The sequence below is a fragment of the Streptomyces sp. NPDC093544 genome (assembly GCF_040683495.1).
In the GTDB taxonomy this organism is placed as follows: domain Bacteria; phylum Actinomycetota; class Actinomycetes; order Streptomycetales; family Streptomycetaceae; genus Streptomyces.
In genome coordinates, this window is the sequence record NZ_JBFBEA010000018.1 from 1 (window position 1) to 18,425 (window position 18,425).

The window sequence follows — 18,425 nt, forward strand, 5'->3', positions numbered from 1 at the left end:
TCATAAAACGCCGGACCGGGCTGAGACTCTCAGCCCGGTCCGGCGTTTTATGTATCGGACTCCCTGACGGGGCGCGGTGACCGCTCCGTAGGGTGGTCTCACTCGAACGGCTCCCTGGAAGGGAAGCGTGTGAATGTGACTCCTCCCCCTCGTGAACGAGGGGGCTTCTCACTGAACTCCGAGGAGTTTCATGACGGCCAAGCCCTGACCGCTGCCGGAGGCAGACACGAAGCCTGATGCGCCGCTTCGCGGTTCCGGCGCCCAGGATGAGCTTCCCGCCCGGCCCGAAGGCCGGGATTCCCACACAAGGAGCAGAAATGGCGATCGAGGTCGGCACCAAGGCCCTGGACTTCGAGCTCAAGGACAACCACGGCGCCACCGTGCGGCTGTCCGACTTCCGCGGCGAGAAGAACGTGGTGCTGCTCTTCTACCCGTTCGCCTTCACCGGCGTGTGCACCGGCGAGCTCTGCTCCCTGCGCGACAACCTGCCGCAGTTCACCGACCGTGACACCCAGCTGCTGGCCGTCTCCAACGACTCCATCCACACCCTGCGCGTCTTCGCCGAGCAGGAGGGCCTGGAGTACCCGCTGCTCTCCGACTTCTGGCCGCACGGCAACACTTCGCGCGCGTACGGCGTCTTCGACGAGGACAAGGGCTGCGCGGTGCGCGGCACGTTCATCATCGACAAGGAGGGCGTCGTCCGCTGGACCGTCGTCAACGCCCTGCCGGACGCGCGAGACCTGAACGAGTACGTCAAGGCACTCGACACCCTGTGATTGTTCGGTCCCAAGCCATGCAGGGTGCGGGAACCCGTCACTAGGATCGACTCGTTGATCCGATACCGAACGCAGTCGGGGCATCCCGCCCCTGGACACCAATGGAGGACTCGTGGGAGTCAGCCTCAGCAAGGGCGGCAACGTATCGCTGTCGAAGGAGGCCCCGGGACTGACCGCGGTCATCATCGGTCTGGGGTGGGACATCCGCACCACCACCGGCACCGACTTCGACCTCGACGCCAGCGCCATCCTCACGAACACGGACGGCAAGGTCAGCAGTGACGCCAACTTCGTGTTCTTCAACAACCTGAAGAGCCCGGACGGCTCGGTCGAGCACACCGGTGACAACACCACCGGTGAGGGCGAGGGCGACGACGAGCAGATCAAGGTCAACCTCGCCGGCGTCCCGGCCGACATCGAGAAGATCGTCTTCCCGGTCTCGATCTACGACGCCGAGAACCGCCAGCAGTCCTTCGGTCAGGTCCGCAACGCGTTCATTCGCGTGGTGAACCAGGCCGGCGGGGCGGAGATCGCGCGCTACGACCTGTCCGAGGACGCCTCGACGGAGACCGCCATGGTCTTCGGCGAGCTCTACCGGCACGGCGCGGAGTGGAAGTTCCGTGCCATCGGCCAGGGCTACGCCTCGGGCCTGCGCGGCATCGCGCAGGACTTCGGCGTCAACGTCTGAGTAAAAGCCTTTGGCACATCCGTCCGGCGCCGCACACTTCACGTGCGGCGCCGGACGCGCTCGGCAACCCAACGTATGACCTCGGGGAGGACCAGATCATGGGCGTCACACTCGCCAAGGGGGGCAATGTCTCCCTCTCGAAGGCCGCACCCAACCTCACGCAGGTGTTGATCGGGCTCGGCTGGGACGCGCGATCCACCACCGGAGCCGACTTCGACCTGGACGCCAGCGCACTGCTGTGCAACTCCGGCCGGGTGCTCGGCGATGAGTGGTTCGTTTTCTACAACCAGCTCAAGAGCCCCGACGGTTCGGTGGAGCACACCGGTGACAACCTCACGGGCGAGGGCGACGGCGACGACGAGTCGCTCCTGATCGACCTCTCCAAGGTTCCGGCCAATGTGGACAAGATCGTCTTCCCGGTCTCGATCCATGACGCCGACAACCGCGGCCAGACCTTCGGCCAGGTCAGCAATGCTTTCATCCGGGTCGTCAACCAGGCCGACGGCCAGGAGCTCGCCCGCTACGACCTGTCCGAGGACGCTTCCACGGAAACGGCGATGATCTTCGGCGAGGTGTACCGCTACGGAGCCGAGTGGAAGTTCCGTGCAGTGGGGCAGGGGTACGCGTCAGGCTTGCGCGGCATCGCTCTAGACTTCGGAGTCAACGTTTCGTAAAGGGTGCTCTACGCAGAGTGGCCCCGGCGAAGACGACGGAGAGCCACCTGCTGCGCCTGGAAACGAGGCGGGTGGCCCTCCGGGAGCTCGCCGACCTCGGAAGGGCGGGAGTCCGTTCATTATGCCAAGTGAACCCCAGCAATCGTCACAGCGCCTCGGCCCCGTGAGCAGTGCGCTGATGTACTGCGCTGCTCTGGCCGCCGGTGTCGTCCTGGTCGTGGCCGGTGAGGCCACCCCCGTGGAAGCTTCCGGCTACATCTCCCCGTTTCTCGTGGTCTTCGAGGGGCTGAAGGTGCGTCACTAGGCGTTCAACCCTCTCGACCTGCGAATCTCCGGATGGGATGGGCCCGGCCCTCTCGTCCGGAGAGTCGACCTCTAGACTTTGGGTCAATGTTTCGTAAAGCCGAGTACGGCGGGGGGTAAATCCCTCTCTGGACTTCGTCCGGGGGTAGCCCCCCAACTCACGATTGGGTAGCCAGTGGTCCTGAAAACCTTCGGCTGGTCGTTCGCGGTCACCGCGCTCGGCTTGGTCGCAGCGGTGTTGATCGACGGATGGACGGCGTTCGGGATCGTACTGATCCTTTCCATCCTCGAGATCTCGCTGTCCTTCGACAACGCGGTGGTCAACGCCGGAATCCTGAAGAAGATGAGCCCGTTCTGGCAAAAGATCTTCCTCACCGTCGGTGTTCTGATCGCCGTCTTCGGAATGCGGCTTGTCTTCCCCGTCGTGATCGTGGCGATCACCGCGTCGCTCAACCCCATCGACGCCGTCGACCTGGCGCTGAACGATGCGGACCGCTACCAGCAACTGGTCACCGACGCGCACCCGGCGATCGCGGCCTTCGGCGGTATGTTCCTGCTGATGATCTTCCTCGACTTCATTTTCGAGGACCGTGACATCAAGTGGCTCGGCTGGATCGAGCGCCCGCTGGCCAAGCTCGGCAAGGTCGACATGCTGTCGGTCTGCATCGCGCTGATCGTCCTGCTGCTCTCCGCGCTGTACTTCGCCTCGCACGCCCACCAGCACGGTGGCATCCACGTCAACAAGGCGGAGACGGTCCTGCTCTCCGGCGTCGGCGGTCTCATCACGTACCTGATCGTCGGCGGACTCTCCGGCTTCTTCGAGAACCGGCTGGAGGAGGAAGAGGAGCGCGAGCACGAGGCCGAGGAAGAGGCCAAGCGCGAGGGCAATCCGGTCTCCGCGGTGGCCCTCGCAGGCAAGGCCGCGTTCTTCATGTTCCTCTACCTGGAAGTCCTGGACGCGTCCTTCTCCTTCGACGGTGTCATCGGCGCCTTCGCCGTCACGAACGACATCATCCTGATGGCGCTCGGCCTCGGCATCGGTGCCATGTACGTCCGCTCGCTCACGGTCTACCTGGTTCGCCAGGGCACCCTCGACGACTACGTCTACCTGGAGCACGGCGCGCACTACGCGATCGGCGCCCTCGCGGCGATCCTGCTCGTCACCATCCGTTTCGAGATCAACGAGTTCATCACCGGCCTCACCGGTGTCGTCCTGATCGCCTGGTCCTTCTGGTCCTCCGTGCGCCGCAACAACGCGCTGGCAGCGGCCGAGGGAAAAGGTGAGAGCTCGGACGACAAGGCCGAGGTCTCGTCCGGGGTCTGACCCCGGTCCGGGTTCCGGGGTGTGACCCGGGCCTGGTTGAGGAACGCTCTGAACGGGGCGGCCGCGAGGACGAGTCCTCGCGGCCGCCCCGCGGGCATATCGAGGGAACGTGGGGGCGGGAATGGGTATTTGGCAGGACCTGTGGCGCGGGCGCTCGGCGGACTTCGACTCGGGCAGCGCGGCCAGCAACTCCATCGAGCTGACCAAGCGGAACCGCACGGTCTCACTCACCAAGCAGGGCGCGGCCACCGGCAACCTGCGCATCAACCTGTCCTGGCGGATGCGCACTTCCGACATAGGCGGGCCGCAACGCGGCAGCCTGCTGCGCCATCCCTTCCGCATGTTCAAGCCGGAAGTGGTCCAGGCGCACACCCAGAGCATGGTCAACGTCGACCTCGACCTCGGCGTCATGTACGAACTCAAGGACGGCTCCAAGGGCGTCGTCCAGCCGCTGGGCAGCTTCTTCGGCGAACTCAACGGCCCGCCGTACGTCAAACTCAGCGGCGACGACCGCTTCGGCTCGGCGTCCGGCGAGACGATCTACGTCAACCTCGACCACCGCGACGAAATCCAGCGACTCCTGGTCTTCGTCTACATCTACGACCAGACCCCCGCCTTCGACCGTACGCACGCCATCGTCACGCTCTTCCCGAGCAATGGCCCACGCGTCGAGATCAGCCTCGACGAACGCCATCCGCAAGCCCGTTCCTGCGCGGTCGTGATGATCGAGAACATCAAGGGCGAGCTGATCGTGCGCCGCGAGGTGAGGTTCGTGTACGGCTTCCAGGCCGAACTCGACCGGCTGTACGGCTGGGGACTGCAGTGGGGGCGGGGGTACAAGTCCAAGGCCGCCCGCTGACTGCGGGCGTACGGCGACCGCCGAGCGCCGCCCTTACAAGGCGGATGTCTGCCGGGCGGGCGTCAGCGCCCGATGAACTGCGGCCCCTGCGGCGGCAGTTTGAAGTCCGGGTCCGGCAGGGTGCCGACCGCCTGCGGGAAGCCGTACGCGGGCGCCGCGGCCGGCGCGGTCTGGGGCCCCGGGTAACCGTAGGCGGGCTGGCTGGACGGCTGTGGATAGCCGTACGAGGGCTGGGCCGCCGCCGGCGCCGCCTGGGGCCCGGGGTAGCCGTACGCGGGCTGCTGCGGCACCGGGGCGGGCGGCAGCTCGGGCGGCAGGGGTACGGAGGTCTCGGGGGCGGCGGCGGGCGCGGACCAAGCCGGGGAGTGGGGCATGGGGTCCGTCAGCGGGGCGGCGGCCTCCGTTTCGTCCACCAGGATCCCGTAGTCGCTCGCCAGCCCCTGCAGGCCCTCCGAGTAGCCCTCGCCCAGCGCCCGGAACTTCCAGCCCCCGTCGCGCCGGTACAGTTCGCCACAGATCAGTGCCGTCTCGGTGCCGGTCTCCGGCTTGATGTCGAAGTACGCCAGCGGTTCGGAGTCCGCGAGGGACGCGTCGTACAGCAGGATGCGCAAGCCCCGTACGCGGTCGAAGGTGACGTCCTCGGCCGATGCGACCAGCAGAATCTGTCCGACAGCGGACTCGACACCCGACAGATCCGTCTGGATGGTGTCGGTAAGGCCCTCGGTTCCGCGTTTCTTGCCGAGCAGTCTGACCTTGCCCGAGGGGTGGCGGGGCTGGTTGTAGAAGACGAAGTCCTCGTCGGATCGCACACGACCGTCGTGGCCGAGGAGCAGTGCCGAGGCATCCACGTCCGGGACACCCTGTCCGGGCGCCCAGCGCAGCACCGCGCGCACCGCTGTGGCGTCCAGCGGGACGTTCGACCCCTTCAGCATCGCGTGCGTCATGCGGTCATCCTGCCCTCTGGGGCCTGGTCAGGACAACGCGGGGGTGAAGATCCCCGGCCGGGATCGGCGAACAGTCGACATGGCTGAGTTACCAGAACTTCATGCCCGGTGGGAACCCTTGACATTGATCTATACGTACTATTACCGGCCACATCAGATCCGGCCGCCTAGCTGCCACGGGGAGTTTCATGCGTCATTTCGGTCATATCGCCCCGGAAGAGCGGCAGCGCCTCTTCTACCGGGAGCCGAGCCTCTTCACCGCCGAATCACCGGCGCATGTGCTCGCGGCGGCCCTCGGAGCCACCCTCTACAGCCCCGCGACCAGGCCGCAGCTGGCCGACGACATCGTCAAGCAGGCCGGGCGCGGAGTGGTCTCCATGGTGCTGTGCCTGGAGGACTCGATCGACGACGCCGAGGTCGTGGGCGCCGAGGAGAACCTGGTCCGGCAGTTCACCGACCTCGCAGGACGGCCGGAAACCTCCGAGCTGCCGCTGCTCTTCGTACGAGTCCGTGAACCCGAGCAGATCCCGGACCTCGTCCAGCGGTTCGGCCCGGCGGTGCGGCTGCTGTCCGGATTCGTACTGCCGAAGTTCACCGAGGAGCGGGGCGTCCCCTTCCTGGAGGCGCTCACGGCGGCCGAGAACGCGAGCGGGCGGCGCCTCTTCGCCATGCCGGTCCTCGAATCGCCCGGCCTGCTGCACCTGGAGACCCGCAGGGAGACCCTGGAGGGCATCCACCGCACGGTCACCAAGTACCGCGACCGCGTCCTCGCCCTGCGCCTCGGCGTCACCGACTTCTGCTCGGCGTACGGACTGCGCAGGGCGCCCGACATGACCGCGTACGACGTCCAGATCGTCGCCTCCGTGATCGCCGACGTGGTGAACGTGCTCGGGCGGGCCGACGGCACCGGCTTCACGGTGACCGGGCCCGTGTGGGAGTACTTCCGCGTCCAGGAACGCATGTTCAAGCCGCAGCTTCGCCGCAGCCCCTTCCAGGCGGGCGAGGTCGAGGGACTGCGCCAGTCGCTCATCGAACACGATCTGGACGGGCTGCTGCGCGAGATCGCCCTCGACCGCGCCAACGGCCTGCTCGGCAAGACCTGCATCCACCCCTCGCACGTGCCGGCCGTGCACGCGCTGTCCGTGGTCAGCCACGAGGAGTACAGCGACGCGCAGGACATCCTGCGGCCCGAGCGCTGCGGCGGAGGCGTCCTGCGGTCGGCGTACACGAACAAGATGAACGAGGTGAAGCCGCACCGCGCCTGGGCCGAGCGCACCCTTCAGCGCGCCGAGGTCTTCGGCGTCGCCAACGAGGACATCGGCTTCGTGGAGCTGCTGGCCGCGGGGCTTCCCGACTGAGGCCGGGCTTCCTTCCTGACTCGGGCCGGACTTCCCGGCTGAGACCTGAGCGGCCCGACCAGCCGTAGTGACCTTTACCGATACCGATGGGAATTGATGAGCAACGTGGTGTGGACGGGGACCTGGGTCGCTGAGCGGCTCGGTGTCGAGCTGGTCGGGGACGAGAAGCTGAGCGATCTGCTGGGGCTCGCGCTGCGGCGCAACCCCAAGCGGGCGCATCTGCTCGTGTCGAACGTGCTCGGCAAGCATGTGCCGCAGTCGCCGTCCGTGGTGTACGGGTACGGAATCGCGCTCGGCCGGCGCGTGCGGGACCTGCTGGGCGCCGAGGAGTGCCGTGCCGCGGTGGTCCTCGGCTATGCCGAGACGGCCACCGGGCTCGGCCACTGCGTCGCGGACGGCGTGGGCCTCGCGCCCTACCTGCACTCCACCCGCCGAGCCGTTCCCGGCGTCGCCAGCGCGGGCGGCTTCGAGGAGTCCCACTCGCACGCCACCTCGCATCTGCTCCTCCCCGAGAACCCGGACCTCCTCGCCGGCTCCGGCCCGCTGGTCCTCGTCGACGACGAGTTCTCCACCGGCAACACGGTCCTCAACACCATCCGCGACCTGCACGCCCGCTACCCGCGTGAGCGGTACGTGGTCGTCGCCCTGGTCGACATGCGGTCCGCCGCCGACATGGGGCGCCTGGACGAGTTCGCGCGGGAGATCGGCGCGCGGGTGGACCTGGTGACGGCGGCGTCGGGGACGGTGAAGCTTCCCGAGGGGGTGCTGGAGAAGGGGCAGGCGCTGGTCGCCGAGCAGGAGGCGGCGGCGCTCGCGGCGTCAGCAGGGCCCGCGGCACTCGCGGCACTTGCCCGCTCGCGGGCCGGGAAGGTCGCCCGAGTCGAGCTCGGCTGGCCGCGTGGCGTTCCCGACGGCGGGCGGCACGGGTTCGTGCCCGGCCAGCGAATACGCCTGGACGGCGCGCTGCCCGCCCTCGCCGCGCGGGTCGCCGGCGCGCTGCCCGACGACGCCCGGCGGGTGCTCGTACTCGGCTTCGAGGAGCTGATGTACGCGCCGCTGCGGCTGGCCCGCGAGCTGGAGCAGGTCGTGGCCGCCGAGGTGCGCTACTCCACGACCACCCGGTCCCCGGTGCTCGCCCTCGACGACCCCGGCTACGCGATACGCAGCCGGCTCGTCTTCCCCGCCCACGACAACCCGGACGACGGCCCCGGCGAGCGTTACGCCTACAACGTCGCAGGGGCCGGTTTCGACGCAGTGGTCGCCGTCGTCGACTCCACCGCCGACACCCCTGAACTGCACGCCGTGGACGGCCTGTTGGCGCAGCTCGCCGCGCACACGCCGAACGTCCTGCTCGCCGTCGTCCCTTCGTACGTCCCCGCACGGCCGTCCACCGAAAGGCCCTCCATGCTCCCCGAGCCCCTCCGCGGCCCAGCCTTCTCCTCGTACGCACCGGAAGACGTCGGCTGGCTGCTGCAGGACCTCTCGGACGTGACGCTGGAGGCGCCGACCGAGGAGCGTGAGGAGGCCATCCAGAGCGGCGGGGCGCACTACGCGGAGTCGCTGCCGGTCGAGTACCAGCCGAGCGCCCATTACCAGGAGCTGTTCCACGCGGCGCTCGACACCTCGGCCGCCCGGATCGCGCAGGCCGTCGGCGCGGTCACCGAGCTGGTGCTCGCCGAGCGGTCACCGCGCCCGGTGCTGGTGTCGCTGGCCCGCGCAGGCACCCCGGTCGGCGTCCTGATGCGCCGCTGGGCCCAGTACCGGCACGGCCTCGACCTCCCGCACTACGCCGTCTCCATCGTCCGGGGCCGCGGCATCGACGCCAACGCGCTGCGCTGGCTGGCCGCCCACCACGACCCCGCCGACGTCGTGTTCGTCGACGGCTGGACAGGCAAGGGCGCGATCACCCGCGAACTCGCCGACGCGATACGGGAGTTCGAGGAGGCTGAGGGCGTCACCGGCTTCGACCCGGAGATCGCGGTGCTCGCCGACCCGGGCTCGTGCGTACGGACGTACGGCACCCGCGAGGACTTCCTGATTCCGTCCGCCTGCCTCAACTCGACGGTGTCCGGCCTGATTTCGCGCACGGTCCTGCGCTCCGACCTCGTCGGCGAGCACGACTTCCACGGCGCGAAGTTCTACCGCGAACTCGCAGGATCCGATGTCTCCGTCGACTTCCTGGACGCCGTCGCCGCCCGGTTCGCCGACGTCGCCGACGCGGCCTGCGCCCAGGCCAAGGAGCTGCTCGCCGGCGACCGCACGCCCACCTGGGAAGGCTGGGGGGCGGTCGAGCGGATCAGCGAGGAGTACGGGATCCACGACGTGAACCTCGTCAAGCCGGGCGTCGGCGAGACCACGCGGGTGCTGCTGCGCCGCGTCCCCTGGAAGATCCTGGCCCGGGCCGGAGCGGGCGCCGACCTCGACCACGTACGGCTGCTCGCCGAACAGCGTGGGGTACCTGTCGAGGAGGTCGCCGAACTCCCGTACACCTGCGTGGGGTTGATCCACCCGAAGTTCACCCGCGGTGCGACGGGTGCCGACGGCAAGGCGGTGACGGTCTGATGTCCGAGTCTTCTGCGACTTCTGCGTCTTCCGGGACCTCCGGGGCTTCCGCGACGGTCTCGCCCAAGGTGCTCGTCGCCAGCGACCTCGACCGCACGCTCATCTACTCCGCCGCCGCCCTCGCGCTGACCATGCCGGACGCGGAGGCGCCCCGGCTGCTCTGCGTCGAGGTGCACGAGAGCAAGCCGTTGTCGTACATGACGGAGACCGCGGCCGCGCTGCTGGCCGAACTCGGCGTGGTGGCGGACTTCGTCCCCACCACGACCCGCACCCGCAAGCAGTACCAGCGCATCAGCCTGCCGGGCCCCGCCCCGAAGTACGCGATCTGTGCCAACGGCGGGCACCTGCTCGTCGACGGCGTGTCCGACCCCGACTGGCACGCGACGGTCACCGCCCGGCTGGCGAGCGAGTGCGCCTCCCTCACCGAGGTACGCGAGCACATGGAGGCCACCGCCGACCCGGCCTGGGTCCGCAAACACCGTGTCGCCGAGGACCTGTTCGCCTACCTCGTCGTCGAGCGCGAACTGCTCCCTGAGGACTGGGTCAAGGAACTCGCCGTCTGGGCCGAGAACCGCGGCTGGACCGTGTCCCTCCAGGGCCGCAAGATCTACGCCGTGCCGAAGCCGCTCACCAAGAGCGCGGCGATGTACGAGGTCGCCCGGCGCACGGGCGCGACGCTCACCCTGGCGGCGGGCGACTCTCTCCTCGACGCCGACCTCCTGCTCGCCGCCGACCGGGGATGGCGCCCGGGACACGGGGAACTGGCGGAGGCCGGTTGGACGGCGCCCACGGTCACGGCGCTTCCGGAGTTCGGGGTTGCGGCGGGGGAGCGGATATTGCGGGAGTTGTTGAGTGGGTGCGAACGCCCCTCTTAGGGGCGCGGGGAACTGCGCGACAAGCCCCCACCGTCGCGCAGCCAAAAGACAAGCCAGACAACCCCACGGGGTCTGGGGCGGAGCCCCAGGGATGGGACGGGTAGGGGCGGCGGGGGCGAAACAGCTGTAGCTCAGCCGCAGCAGCCCCCACCGCAGCAGCCGCCACCGCCACCGCCCGGGGCGGACGCCGGCGCGGAGGCCGAACCGCCCACCGCGACCGTCGACAGAAGCTTCACCGTGTCGTCATGACCGGCGGGGCAGGCCGCGGGTGCGGAGGACTCCGCCATCGGGCGGCTCTTTTCGAACGTGTCGCCGCAGGTCCGGCAGCGGTACTCGTAGCGAGGCATGGGGCACAGGTTAGCGGGCGCCCGGTGCCGCCGACGAGGGTCACCTGCGCAGCTCGCGTCGGCCGGCCCGCTGGAGGGCGAGTGCGTGGGCCTTGGCCCGCAGGCGCTGCTCGTGTTCCTGCTGCTCAGGATGGCGGGCCTTCCAGTACGGGTTGTCGTGGGGCAGGGCCGAGCCGACCCTTCCGTACATCCCGAAGAACATCAGCATGACGCCCACGACAAAGCTGAACAGCACGTTCTGGATGCGGAAGGCGAGGAAGTTGGAGCCGGTGTCGAGCAGCGCCAGGTTCACGAAGCCGCTGAGGATGAAGAGGACGCCGAGGACCATGTTGAGGGTGGAGGCGAAGTTCCCGCCGATCACCATCCCCGCGAACAGGAGCAGCCCGACGCAGATCGACAGCACGCTGAGCGCGCCGTTGGTGCTCAGCCCCGCGACCTGGTCCCCGCGGGTGTCGAAGAAGCCGACCTTGTCGATGAGGCCCAGGATGCCGAACGCGAGCAGTACGAGGCCCATCAGGCCCGCGCCGATCCGGTAGACGGTGCTGAGACGGTGATCGACGGGCAGCTGCTCGTCGAGGTTGATGCGCCGCCTGGTTCCCGGGCGAAGTACGTGTGTGGCCATGTCCGCCTCCTCACGCTGTTAGCGGAGGCCGTACGTACCTTCAGCATCCGCCCGGGGAACCTGAACCGCCACCTTCGGAGCGGTGGGGGTGTCCAGCCTCGCCGCCCCTGGGGCCGTACGGCGTGTTCGGGTCCCGCCGCCCCTGCGGCCGTACCGTGTGTTCACGCCAGCCGCCCCTGCGGCCGTACCGCGTTGTTCACGCCCCGCCGCCCCCGCAGCCGTACCCGGTTGTTCAGGCCCCGCCACCCCGGAGCCGTACCGGTGTTCAGGCCCCTCCGCCGCGCTCCTCGCGGATCTGCGAGACCACCCGTGCCACCGTCTGCCGTACCGCCTCGGTCTCGGTCAGGAAGTGCCAGTAGTCCGGGTGGCGGCCCTCCAGCGAAGTGATGGCGCGCTCCAGGCGGGCCACCGCCTCGTCGAGGGGGCGGGCCTGGCGCGGGTCGGGGGTGTTGCGGCCCGCCATGGCGAGGCGCTGGGCGTCACGGATGGCGAAGCGGGTGCGGTCGATCTCCTCCTGCGGGTTCTTCGCCACCGCGTTCAGCCGCCGCAGCCGGTCGCCCGCCGCCGAGACCGCCTCGTCGGTGTTGTTGAGCAGCGCCCGAACCGTCGACAGCAGGGAGGTCGCGTCCGGCCAGCGCTGCTCGTCGCGCGCGGTCCGCGCCTCTTTAAGCTTCAGCTCGGCCTGCCGCACGCTCTCCGCGGCCTGCTCCGGCACGTGCTGAAGGTCCTGCCAGCACTCGGCCGAGAACCGGCGCCGCAGCTCGCTCAGCACCGGCTCCACCTGCCCGGATCGCGTGGTCAGGGCCTGCGCGCGGGTACGCAGCGAGACCAGCCGGTGGTCGATCTCGGCGGCCCGCTCGGGAAGCCCCGCCGCCTCCGCCCGCACCGCCTCGGCCTCCTTCGAGACCCGCTCGGCGCGCTCCAGCGTCTCCGGCACGCCGTGCTGCCCGGCGCCCTGGTTGAGCTTGGTGAGTTCGGGGCCGAGGGCGGCCAGCCGGGCGGCGAGGTCGTCGGCCTTGAGCCCCGACCCCCGTACGCCGTCCAGCGCGTTCGAGGCGGCCAGCAGGGCCTGGCGGGCGCGCTCGACGGACGGGGCGAGCCGGGCGAGCTGCGTCTCGGCTTTGCCGAGCAGCGGCCCGAGCCCCCGCTCGAACCGGTCCAGCTCCGCTTTCACCCGGCCCAGCTCGTCCTTGGCGGCGGTCAGCTCGGTACGGGCCTGTGCGGCGACCGAGGCCTCCAGCTCGTCCCGGTCGAGATCGTGGGCGTCGACGGCGGTGATGTACTGCTGGCTGGCCTCGTCGATGCGCCTTCCCAGCGCCTCGAAGTCGGAGACGGCGCGGCGGGCCGGCGGGGAGGCGTCGACGGCCGTGATGGTCTCTATCGAGATCCGCAGGTCGCGCTGGGCGGTGTCGAGTTCGTAGAAGGCGGCCGCGGCGGCGTCCTTCGCGGCCTGTGCCTCGGCCCGCTGGCCCTCGGCTCGCCCGCCGAACCAGCGCCGGGTGCCGCCGCCCGCGAAGGCCGCGGGCAGCGCGAGCGCGACGAGCAGCGGCAGGGCCATGAGGGTCAGGGCGTCACGAGCGGCGTACGAGATGGCGTACGGGAAACCGAAACCGAAGGTGCGGCCCTCCCCGGAGCCCGTAGGCCGACCACCTTCTGCCTGCGCGCATGGCACAGACGCCGTGTACGGCTGTGAAGGTGTCGCCGTCACATCCCTCTCCCGTGTGGTGGTCCCGCCCTGCCGGTGTCATTCTCCCACCCGTTAAGGACGAACACACGGGCTGGTTAGTTCGCGGTTCGCACCGTGATCTTCCCATCGCTGGTGTGGGCGGACACCACATGCGAACTGGTGTCGTCCCGGGGCACCGACACATCCACCGAGCCGTCCCCGGTCTCCGTCGTCACCCGGTACGTCTCCTGAGGCAGCGCGATCGTGACAGAGCCGTCCTCGGTGCGGGACTCCACGAGGTCCGGTACGGCGTCGAGGTCGAGCCGTACGGAGCCGTCCTGGGTGCGCGCCTGGACGCGCCGCGAGTCGACGCCGTCCGCATGGATGGATCCGTCGGCGGTACGCAGGTCCAGCGGCCCGGCGGAGTCCCTCACCCGGACGGATCCGTCCGCCGTACGGATGCTCAGCGCGTCCTTGAACCCCTGCGCGCTCACGCTTCCGTCCTCGTTCTTCACGGTGACGGCGACGCCGCGCGGCACCACGATCCGGTGCCTGGCCGAGCAGTCGGCGACCACGCCCGAGCACTTCAGCCGCAGCACCAGCCGGTCGTCCGCCATCTTCCAGGTCACCTTGGGGTCCTCGCCGACGACGACGCTGCCCTGGAACCAGCGGGTGACCTCGACCTTGTCGGCCGTGTCCGAGTCCGCCACGACGAGGTCGAGCGCGGAGTCGTCGGAGTCGACGGTGAGCGTGCGGCCGTTCAGGGCGAAGGACCGGTGCTCGGGCTCCTTGTCGTCCCCGGCACTGGCACCGCACCCGGCGGCGAGCAGCGCCACGACGGCCACGGCGCCGGTGACGGCCACCGTGCGGGTACGCGTCGAGCGAGTACGGGTACGTACGGTGCGAGCCATGAAGATCTCCCCCTGCGAAGTACGGCAACGTGCGCCGGGCCTCTGGGGCACCTGCTCTTCCGACGCTCTTCGAACGTACGGATCCGCGGGCCGCGGGGGGATCCGGGCGGCTCCCGGATCAGGGGTAGGGGTAACCCCCGTACCGGTCGCGGGCTCGTCAGGCACCGGTCCTTGAACCGGGCCGGGGACTGGTCCCTGAACCGGTCCCCGGATACGGGTTTGCAGGGCATCCCCCCGGGCAATGTAGGCTGACGGCTCGTCCTGGGCGCGTAGCTCAGTGGTAGAGCGCCGCCCTTACAAGGCGGATGTCGGCGGTTCGAAACCGTCCGCGCCCACCAGTCTCAGGACAAGCAAGGCCCAGGTCAGCGGGGTACGAACCCGGAGATCTGGGCCTTGGGCTTTTTCCCACCTCACGTGGCGGAGCTTCTGCGGAGTCTCGGCGCCCCTCCGCGTCTCGCGGCCCACCTGCGAGCCGTTCACGATGTCGCGTACCAACTCGTCGACCGGGTGGAGGAGTGGCAGCCGGCGCTGGGCTTCGACCGCGAGGCCGTGCTCTTCGGGGCGGCCACGCATGACATAGGTAAGACGGAACACCTCGATGAACTGTCCGGGCCCGGCTCCGCGCACGAAGAGGCCGGGCGTGAACTGTTGCTGGCCCAGGGCTTCGGTGCGGAACTAACCGGTGTTCTCCGGCCCGTCCGGTTCGAGATCATGGCTGTACGGCGGTGAGACGGGCAGAGGGAAAGGCGACACCATGACGACCGAGGCGGCTCCGGGTACCGCGGACCTGGACCACGCGCGTATCCCCGACACCGTGGCCGGGGGCACCGTCATTCTGCTCAACGGCACGTCCAGTTCGGGGAAGAGCAGCATCGCCCGGGAGCTCCTCGACGTCCTCGACGGGACGTGGTTCCACATGCCGGTGGACGCCTTTCATTCGATGCGCGGCGGTAGCGAGATAGCCGACGAGGATCTTCAGGCGGAGATCGACCGCACGGCCAAGGGATTCCACCGTTCCGTCGCGGGCATGGCGGCCGGCGGCAACAATCTCGTCGTCGATCATCCGCTGAGCCGTCGTTGGCGGCTGCTCGATCTTCTCGGTCTGCTCGTGCCCGAGGACACGGTGCTGGTCGGGGTCAGGTGTCCGCTGCCCGAGCTGGAGCGCCGGGAGAGCGAGCGCGGGGACCGGCAGCCGGGACTGGCCGCCATGCAGTACGGCGAGGTGCACTCCCACGAACTGCACGATCTCGACGTCGACACCAGTCTTCACAATCCGCGGGAGTGCGCTCTTCGGGTACGGGACTTCCTGGCGGACCGCCCGCGCCCCACCGCCTTCGAGACGCTCCGGCGGACGCTTCGTATGCCTCAGCCTCTTCGGACCGTGCTGAGGGCGGACTGAGCCGTCGGGTTCGGCTGAGCCGTCGCGCTCGACTGAACCGTCGGGTTCACGCCGGGTCCTGCTGAGTGTGCTTCAGGCTCGCGCGGGCGGCGACCGTTTCCGCGGGGGTGACCTCCGACCAGAAGCGGTGGCAGGTCACGAACACGGCGAGCTCGCGCTCTCGCCGGCGGAGCTTCTCCACTTCGGCCTGCTCGTCGGAGGTCCAGCCGGGGGAGGCGGGCCGTTCCACCTTGCGCCAGCCGTTGGCGTCGCTGAAGCCGTCCAGCGGTTCGACCGACCAGGGGAGTCGCTTCAGCAGGGCCAGTAGCTCGGCCCGGACCTGATGCAGCTCCTCCTGGCCGGCCAGGAGGTCACTCGGAAAGTCATAGGTCGCAGCCACGCGGCAATGGTACGCCTGTTCGATTTTGGGATGCGAGTTCCTTCCGGGACTTCACGCGAACGGGTGGGACTGTCCTGCGCTGTCCGCGCCCATGTCGACACAGTTCCGGCGGACCCGCGCGGCCTTGGAACTGGGCCGATGTACCCCCTGCCTCCCCCGCGTACCCTCGTCCCCGTGCCAGCCTCACCCCTGCATCACGTTGCCGTCCTCGTGCTCGAGGGTGCGAAGCCTCTCGATGTCGGTATTCCTGCGCAGGTGTTCACGACCCGCGCGAGCATGCCGTACGAGGTGCGGGTGTGCGGCGCGGCGCCCGGTCTTGTGACCGGCGGCGACGGCCTGTCGTACTACGTCGCTCACGGCCTCGACGCACTTGAGTGGGCCGACATCGTCTTCGTCCCCGGCTACCGGTTCCCGGACCGCGACGACCCGCCGCAGGCCGTCGTCGATGCGCTGATCGCGGCCCATGACCGGGGCGCGCGGCTCGCCGCCATCTCGACGGGTGCCTTCGCGCTCGCCGCCACGGGCCTGCTCGACGGGAAGCGCGCCACGACGCACTGGCATTACGCGCGGGCACTCGCGGCGAAGCGTCCGCTCGTTCAGGTCGACGAGAACGTGTTGTTCGTCGACGAGGGCAGTGTGCTGACGTCGGCCGGCGCCGCCTCGGGCATCGACCTGTGCCTGCATATTCTGCGCAGCGATCTGGGGGTGTCCGCGTCGAACCACGCGGCCCGGCGGCTGGTCGCGGCCCCCTACCGCAGCGGCGGTCAGGCGCAGTACGTGCCGCGCAGTGTGCCCGAGTCGCTCGACGAGCGGTTCGCCGCCACCCGGGAGTGGGCGCTGCACCGGCTCGGTGAGCCCCTCACCCTTGAAGTGCTCGCCCGGCATGCGGCGGTGTCGCCGCGCACGTTCTCGCGACGCTTCGTCGAAGACACGGGGTACACGCCGATGCAGTGGGTCATGCGCGCCCGCATCGACGTGGCCCGCGAGCTGCTGGAGCGTTCGCAGCGGGGTGTCGAGCAGATCGCCGCCGACGTCGGTCTCGGCACCGGTGCGAATCTGCGGCTGCACTTCCAGCGCATCCTCGACACCACGCCGAGCGAGTACCGGCGCACCTTCGCCAAGGGCGAGTAGTCCACCTCCACGTGGCGCGATCCTTTCGGACCGTGGCGATCACGCCACTGTCACCGGCTGATGCCGCGCGAGAACCTGATGGCGAACCCGAAGGGACACCACTCATGACTCGCATTGCCATCAACGGATTCGGCCGCATCGGACGCAATGTGCTGCGTGCACTGCTCGAACGCGACAGCGACATCGAGGTCGTCGCCGTCAATGACCTCACGGAGCCCGCCACCCTCGCGCGGCTGCTCGCCTACGACACGACGGCGGGCCGGCTCGGCCGCCCGGTGGTCGTCGACGGGGACGCCCTCGTGGTGGACGGCCGTCGCATCACCGTGCTCGCCGAGCGCGAACCGGCGCAGCTGCCGTGGGCCGAGCTCGGCGTCGACATCGTGCTTGAGGCGACCGGCCGCTTCACGTCGGCCAAGGCCGCCCGCGCCCACATCGACGCGGGCGCGAAGCGGGTACTCGTCAGCGCGCCGGCGGACGGCGCCGATGTCACGCTCGCGTTCGGGGTCAACACCGACGCGTACGACCCGGCCGTGCACACGATCGTCTCGAACGCCTCGTGCACGACCAACGCCCTTGCCCCGCTGGCCAAGGTGCTCGACGATCTTGCCGGCATCGAGCACGGCTTCATGACGACGGTGCACGCCTACACGCAGGAGCAGAACCTCCAGGACGGCCCGCACCGCGACGCCCGCCGCGCCCGCGCCGCCGCCGTCAACATCGTGCCGACCACGACAGGCGCCGCCAAGGCGATCGGCCTCGTGCTGCCGAACCTTGAGGGCAAGCTGTCGGGCGACTCGATCCGCGTGCCGGTTCCGGTGGGATCGATCGTCGAACTCAACACGACCGTCGCCCGCGACGTGACGCGCGAGGACGTGCTGGCGGCGTACCGCGCCGCGGCTGAGGGGCCGCTCGCCGGCGTACTCGAGTACTCGGACGACCCGCTCGTGTCGTCCGACATCACGGGCAACCCCGCCTCAGCCATCTTCGACTCGGCTCTCACCCGCGTCGACGGCCGCCACATCAAGGTGGTCGCCTGGTACGACAACGAGTGGGGCTTCTCGAACCGCGTGATCGATACGCTCGAACTCCTCGCCACCGGCTGAGGGGACCGGGGCGGCCCTCCGGCGGAGGCAGCGTGCCCAGCACTTCCACGGACAGGCTCCAGTTGGCCGGCCGGGCCAACTGGAGCGCTCAGCCAGTTGCTTCCCGGCACAGCATTTCGTGACAGCGAAGGTTGATCGCCCCAGGTCAGTCCGTTGGGGCGAGCAGTGTTCGTACATGGGCTTGTCAGTTCCCGTGGCTAGGGTGATCCCTTCGGTGGGCACAGTTGGAGGGACCGCCTGTGCCTGTGAGGGGGGCGTCATGGGTGGCGGAATTCAGTGGCTTGTAGATCAGGACGACTGGCGGCACGGCGTGGTGTTCGCGCGGGGCATCGCGCCGGAGGAGCTGGGGCTGCGGATGGGGGGCGTGCCGGGATCCGTCGTGTCACCGATCACGGACACAGAGGCATGGCACATGGTCCTGGACCTGGCGACGGATGATGATGACGTTGTGCGGGTCGGCGCGTGCGGTGGTTGGTCATTCGCCGTTGAATACGGTCTGGGCGA

At 69.4% G+C, this 18,425-nt stretch carries 18 protein-coding genes, 1 tRNA gene and 1 pseudogene; 14 read left to right on the forward strand and 6 right to left on the reverse strand.

Annotated elements, in window-relative coordinates; all coding sequences use genetic code 11:
- The first annotated feature begins 317 nt into the window (after nt 1-317).
- The 6 genes from AB0N66_RS26320 to AB0N66_RS26345 all read left to right on the forward strand — a co-directional run bounded on the left by AB0N66_RS26320 (nt 318) and on the right by AB0N66_RS26345 (nt 4,624).
- Nucleotides 318-776: a peroxiredoxin gene (locus tag AB0N66_RS26320; RefSeq protein ID WP_365439460.1), complete on the forward strand. Its 459-nt coding sequence runs from the start codon at nt 318-320 to the stop codon at nt 774-776.
- 112 nt (nt 777-888) lie between these two features.
- Complete coding sequence (locus AB0N66_RS26325; RefSeq protein WP_365439462.1) at nt 889-1,464, forward strand: TerD family protein; 576 nt, start codon at nt 889-891, stop codon at nt 1,462-1,464.
- A 98-nt stretch (nt 1,465-1,562) separates the two neighbouring features.
- Nucleotides 1,563-2,138 carry a TerD family protein gene (locus tag AB0N66_RS26330; protein ID WP_365439464.1) on the forward strand — a complete coding sequence of 192 codons (576 nt, stop codon included), beginning with the start codon at nt 1,563-1,565 and terminating at the stop codon, nt 2,136-2,138.
- 163 nt (nt 2,139-2,301) lie between these two features.
- Nucleotides 2,302-2,442, forward strand: coding sequence for a hypothetical protein (locus AB0N66_RS26335; protein WP_365439466.1), 141 nt, complete (start codon nt 2,302-2,304; stop codon nt 2,440-2,442).
- A gap of 174 nt (nt 2,443-2,616) precedes the next feature.
- Entirely contained in the window at nt 2,617-3,765 is a 1,149-nt protein-coding gene (locus tag AB0N66_RS26340; protein WP_365439468.1) for a DUF475 domain-containing protein, read from the forward strand.
- Nucleotides 3,766-3,886: 121 nt separating this feature from the next.
- Nucleotides 3,887-4,624 (forward strand): Tellurium resistance, encoded by a 738-nt coding sequence (locus AB0N66_RS26345; RefSeq protein ID WP_365439469.1) that lies wholly within the window; start codon nt 3,887-3,889, stop codon nt 4,622-4,624.
- 62 nt (nt 4,625-4,686) lie between these two features.
- Here AB0N66_RS26345 and AB0N66_RS26350 read toward each other — a convergent pair whose 3' ends face one another.
- On the reverse strand, nt 4,687-5,568 hold the full coding sequence (locus AB0N66_RS26350; RefSeq protein WP_365439471.1) for a TerD family protein: 882 nt from the start codon (nt 5,566-5,568) through the stop codon (nt 4,687-4,689).
- A gap of 188 nt (nt 5,569-5,756) precedes the next feature.
- Here AB0N66_RS26350 and AB0N66_RS26355 point away from each other — a divergent pair, with 188 nt between their 5' ends.
- The 3 genes from AB0N66_RS26355 to AB0N66_RS26365 all read left to right on the forward strand — a co-directional run bounded on the left by AB0N66_RS26355 (nt 5,757) and on the right by AB0N66_RS26365 (nt 10,363).
- Nucleotides 5,757-6,926, forward strand: coding sequence for an HpcH/HpaI aldolase/citrate lyase family protein (locus tag AB0N66_RS26355; RefSeq protein ID WP_365439473.1), 1,170 nt, complete (start codon nt 5,757-5,759; stop codon nt 6,924-6,926).
- 96 nt (nt 6,927-7,022) lie between these two features.
- The gene (locus AB0N66_RS26360) at nt 7,023-9,488 is read left to right on the forward strand and encodes a phosphoribosyltransferase (protein ID WP_365439475.1); all 2,466 of its coding nucleotides are present in this window, start codon (nt 7,023-7,025) and stop codon (nt 9,486-9,488) included.
- Nucleotides 9,488-10,363 carry an HAD family hydrolase gene (locus AB0N66_RS26365; protein WP_365439477.1) on the forward strand — a complete coding sequence of 292 codons (876 nt, stop codon included), beginning with the start codon at nt 9,488-9,490 and terminating at the stop codon, nt 10,361-10,363. Before AB0N66_RS26360 ends, AB0N66_RS26365 begins: the two co-directional genes overlap by 1 nt.
- A 131-nt stretch (nt 10,364-10,494) precedes the next feature.
- Here the strand turns inward: AB0N66_RS26365 and AB0N66_RS26370 are convergent, their stop codons facing one another.
- From AB0N66_RS26370 to AB0N66_RS26385, 4 genes are all read right to left on the reverse strand, one after another.
- The gene (locus AB0N66_RS26370; protein ID WP_365439479.1) at nt 10,495-10,710 is read right to left on the reverse strand and encodes a zinc ribbon domain-containing protein; all 216 of its coding nucleotides are present in this window, start codon (nt 10,708-10,710) and stop codon (nt 10,495-10,497) included.
- A 40-nt stretch (nt 10,711-10,750) separates the two neighbouring features.
- Complete coding sequence (locus AB0N66_RS26375) at nt 10,751-11,332, reverse strand: DUF4383 domain-containing protein (RefSeq protein WP_365439481.1); 582 nt, start codon at nt 11,330-11,332, stop codon at nt 10,751-10,753.
- A 265-nt stretch (nt 11,333-11,597) separates the two neighbouring features.
- Nucleotides 11,598-12,890 (reverse strand): hypothetical protein, encoded by a 1,293-nt coding sequence (locus AB0N66_RS26380; RefSeq protein ID WP_365439832.1) that lies wholly within the window; start codon nt 12,888-12,890, stop codon nt 11,598-11,600.
- A 224-nt stretch (nt 12,891-13,114) separates the two neighbouring features.
- Nucleotides 13,115-13,909, reverse strand: a complete 795-nt coding sequence (locus AB0N66_RS26385; RefSeq protein WP_365439483.1) for a DUF4097 family beta strand repeat-containing protein — start codon at nt 13,907-13,909, stop codon at nt 13,115-13,117.
- Between the two features lie 263 nt (nt 13,910-14,172).
- On the opposite strand from AB0N66_RS26385, the gene AB0N66_RS26390 reads away from it, so the two are divergent.
- The 3 genes and pseudogenes from AB0N66_RS26390 (at nt 14,173) to AB0N66_RS26400 (ending at nt 15,308) form a co-directional block, all read left to right on the forward strand.
- Nucleotides 14,173-14,247 (forward strand) — tRNA-Val (locus tag AB0N66_RS26390).
- 46 nt (nt 14,248-14,293) lie between these two features.
- Nucleotides 14,294-14,572, forward strand: a pseudogene (locus AB0N66_RS26395) (HD domain-containing protein); the annotation flags it as partial.
- Nucleotides 14,573-14,663: 91 nt separating this feature from the next.
- Complete coding sequence (locus AB0N66_RS26400; RefSeq protein ID WP_365439485.1) at nt 14,664-15,308, forward strand: AAA family ATPase; 645 nt, start codon at nt 14,664-14,666, stop codon at nt 15,306-15,308.
- Between the two features lie 46 nt (nt 15,309-15,354).
- On the opposite strand, the gene AB0N66_RS26405 is transcribed toward AB0N66_RS26400, so the two are convergent.
- Nucleotides 15,355-15,687, reverse strand: a complete 333-nt coding sequence (locus tag AB0N66_RS26405) for a hypothetical protein (protein ID WP_365439487.1) — start codon at nt 15,685-15,687, stop codon at nt 15,355-15,357.
- Nucleotides 15,688-15,825: 138 nt separating this feature from the next.
- Here AB0N66_RS26405 and AB0N66_RS26410 point away from each other — a divergent pair, with 138 nt between their 5' ends.
- Nucleotides 15,826-16,818, forward strand: coding sequence for a helix-turn-helix domain-containing protein (locus tag AB0N66_RS26410; RefSeq protein WP_365439489.1), 993 nt, complete (start codon nt 15,826-15,828; stop codon nt 16,816-16,818).
- 104 nt (nt 16,819-16,922) lie between these two features.
- Complete coding sequence (gap, locus tag AB0N66_RS26415; protein ID WP_365439491.1) at nt 16,923-17,921, forward strand: type I glyceraldehyde-3-phosphate dehydrogenase; 999 nt, start codon at nt 16,923-16,925, stop codon at nt 17,919-17,921.
- Nucleotides 17,922-18,425: the final 504 nt, after the last annotated feature.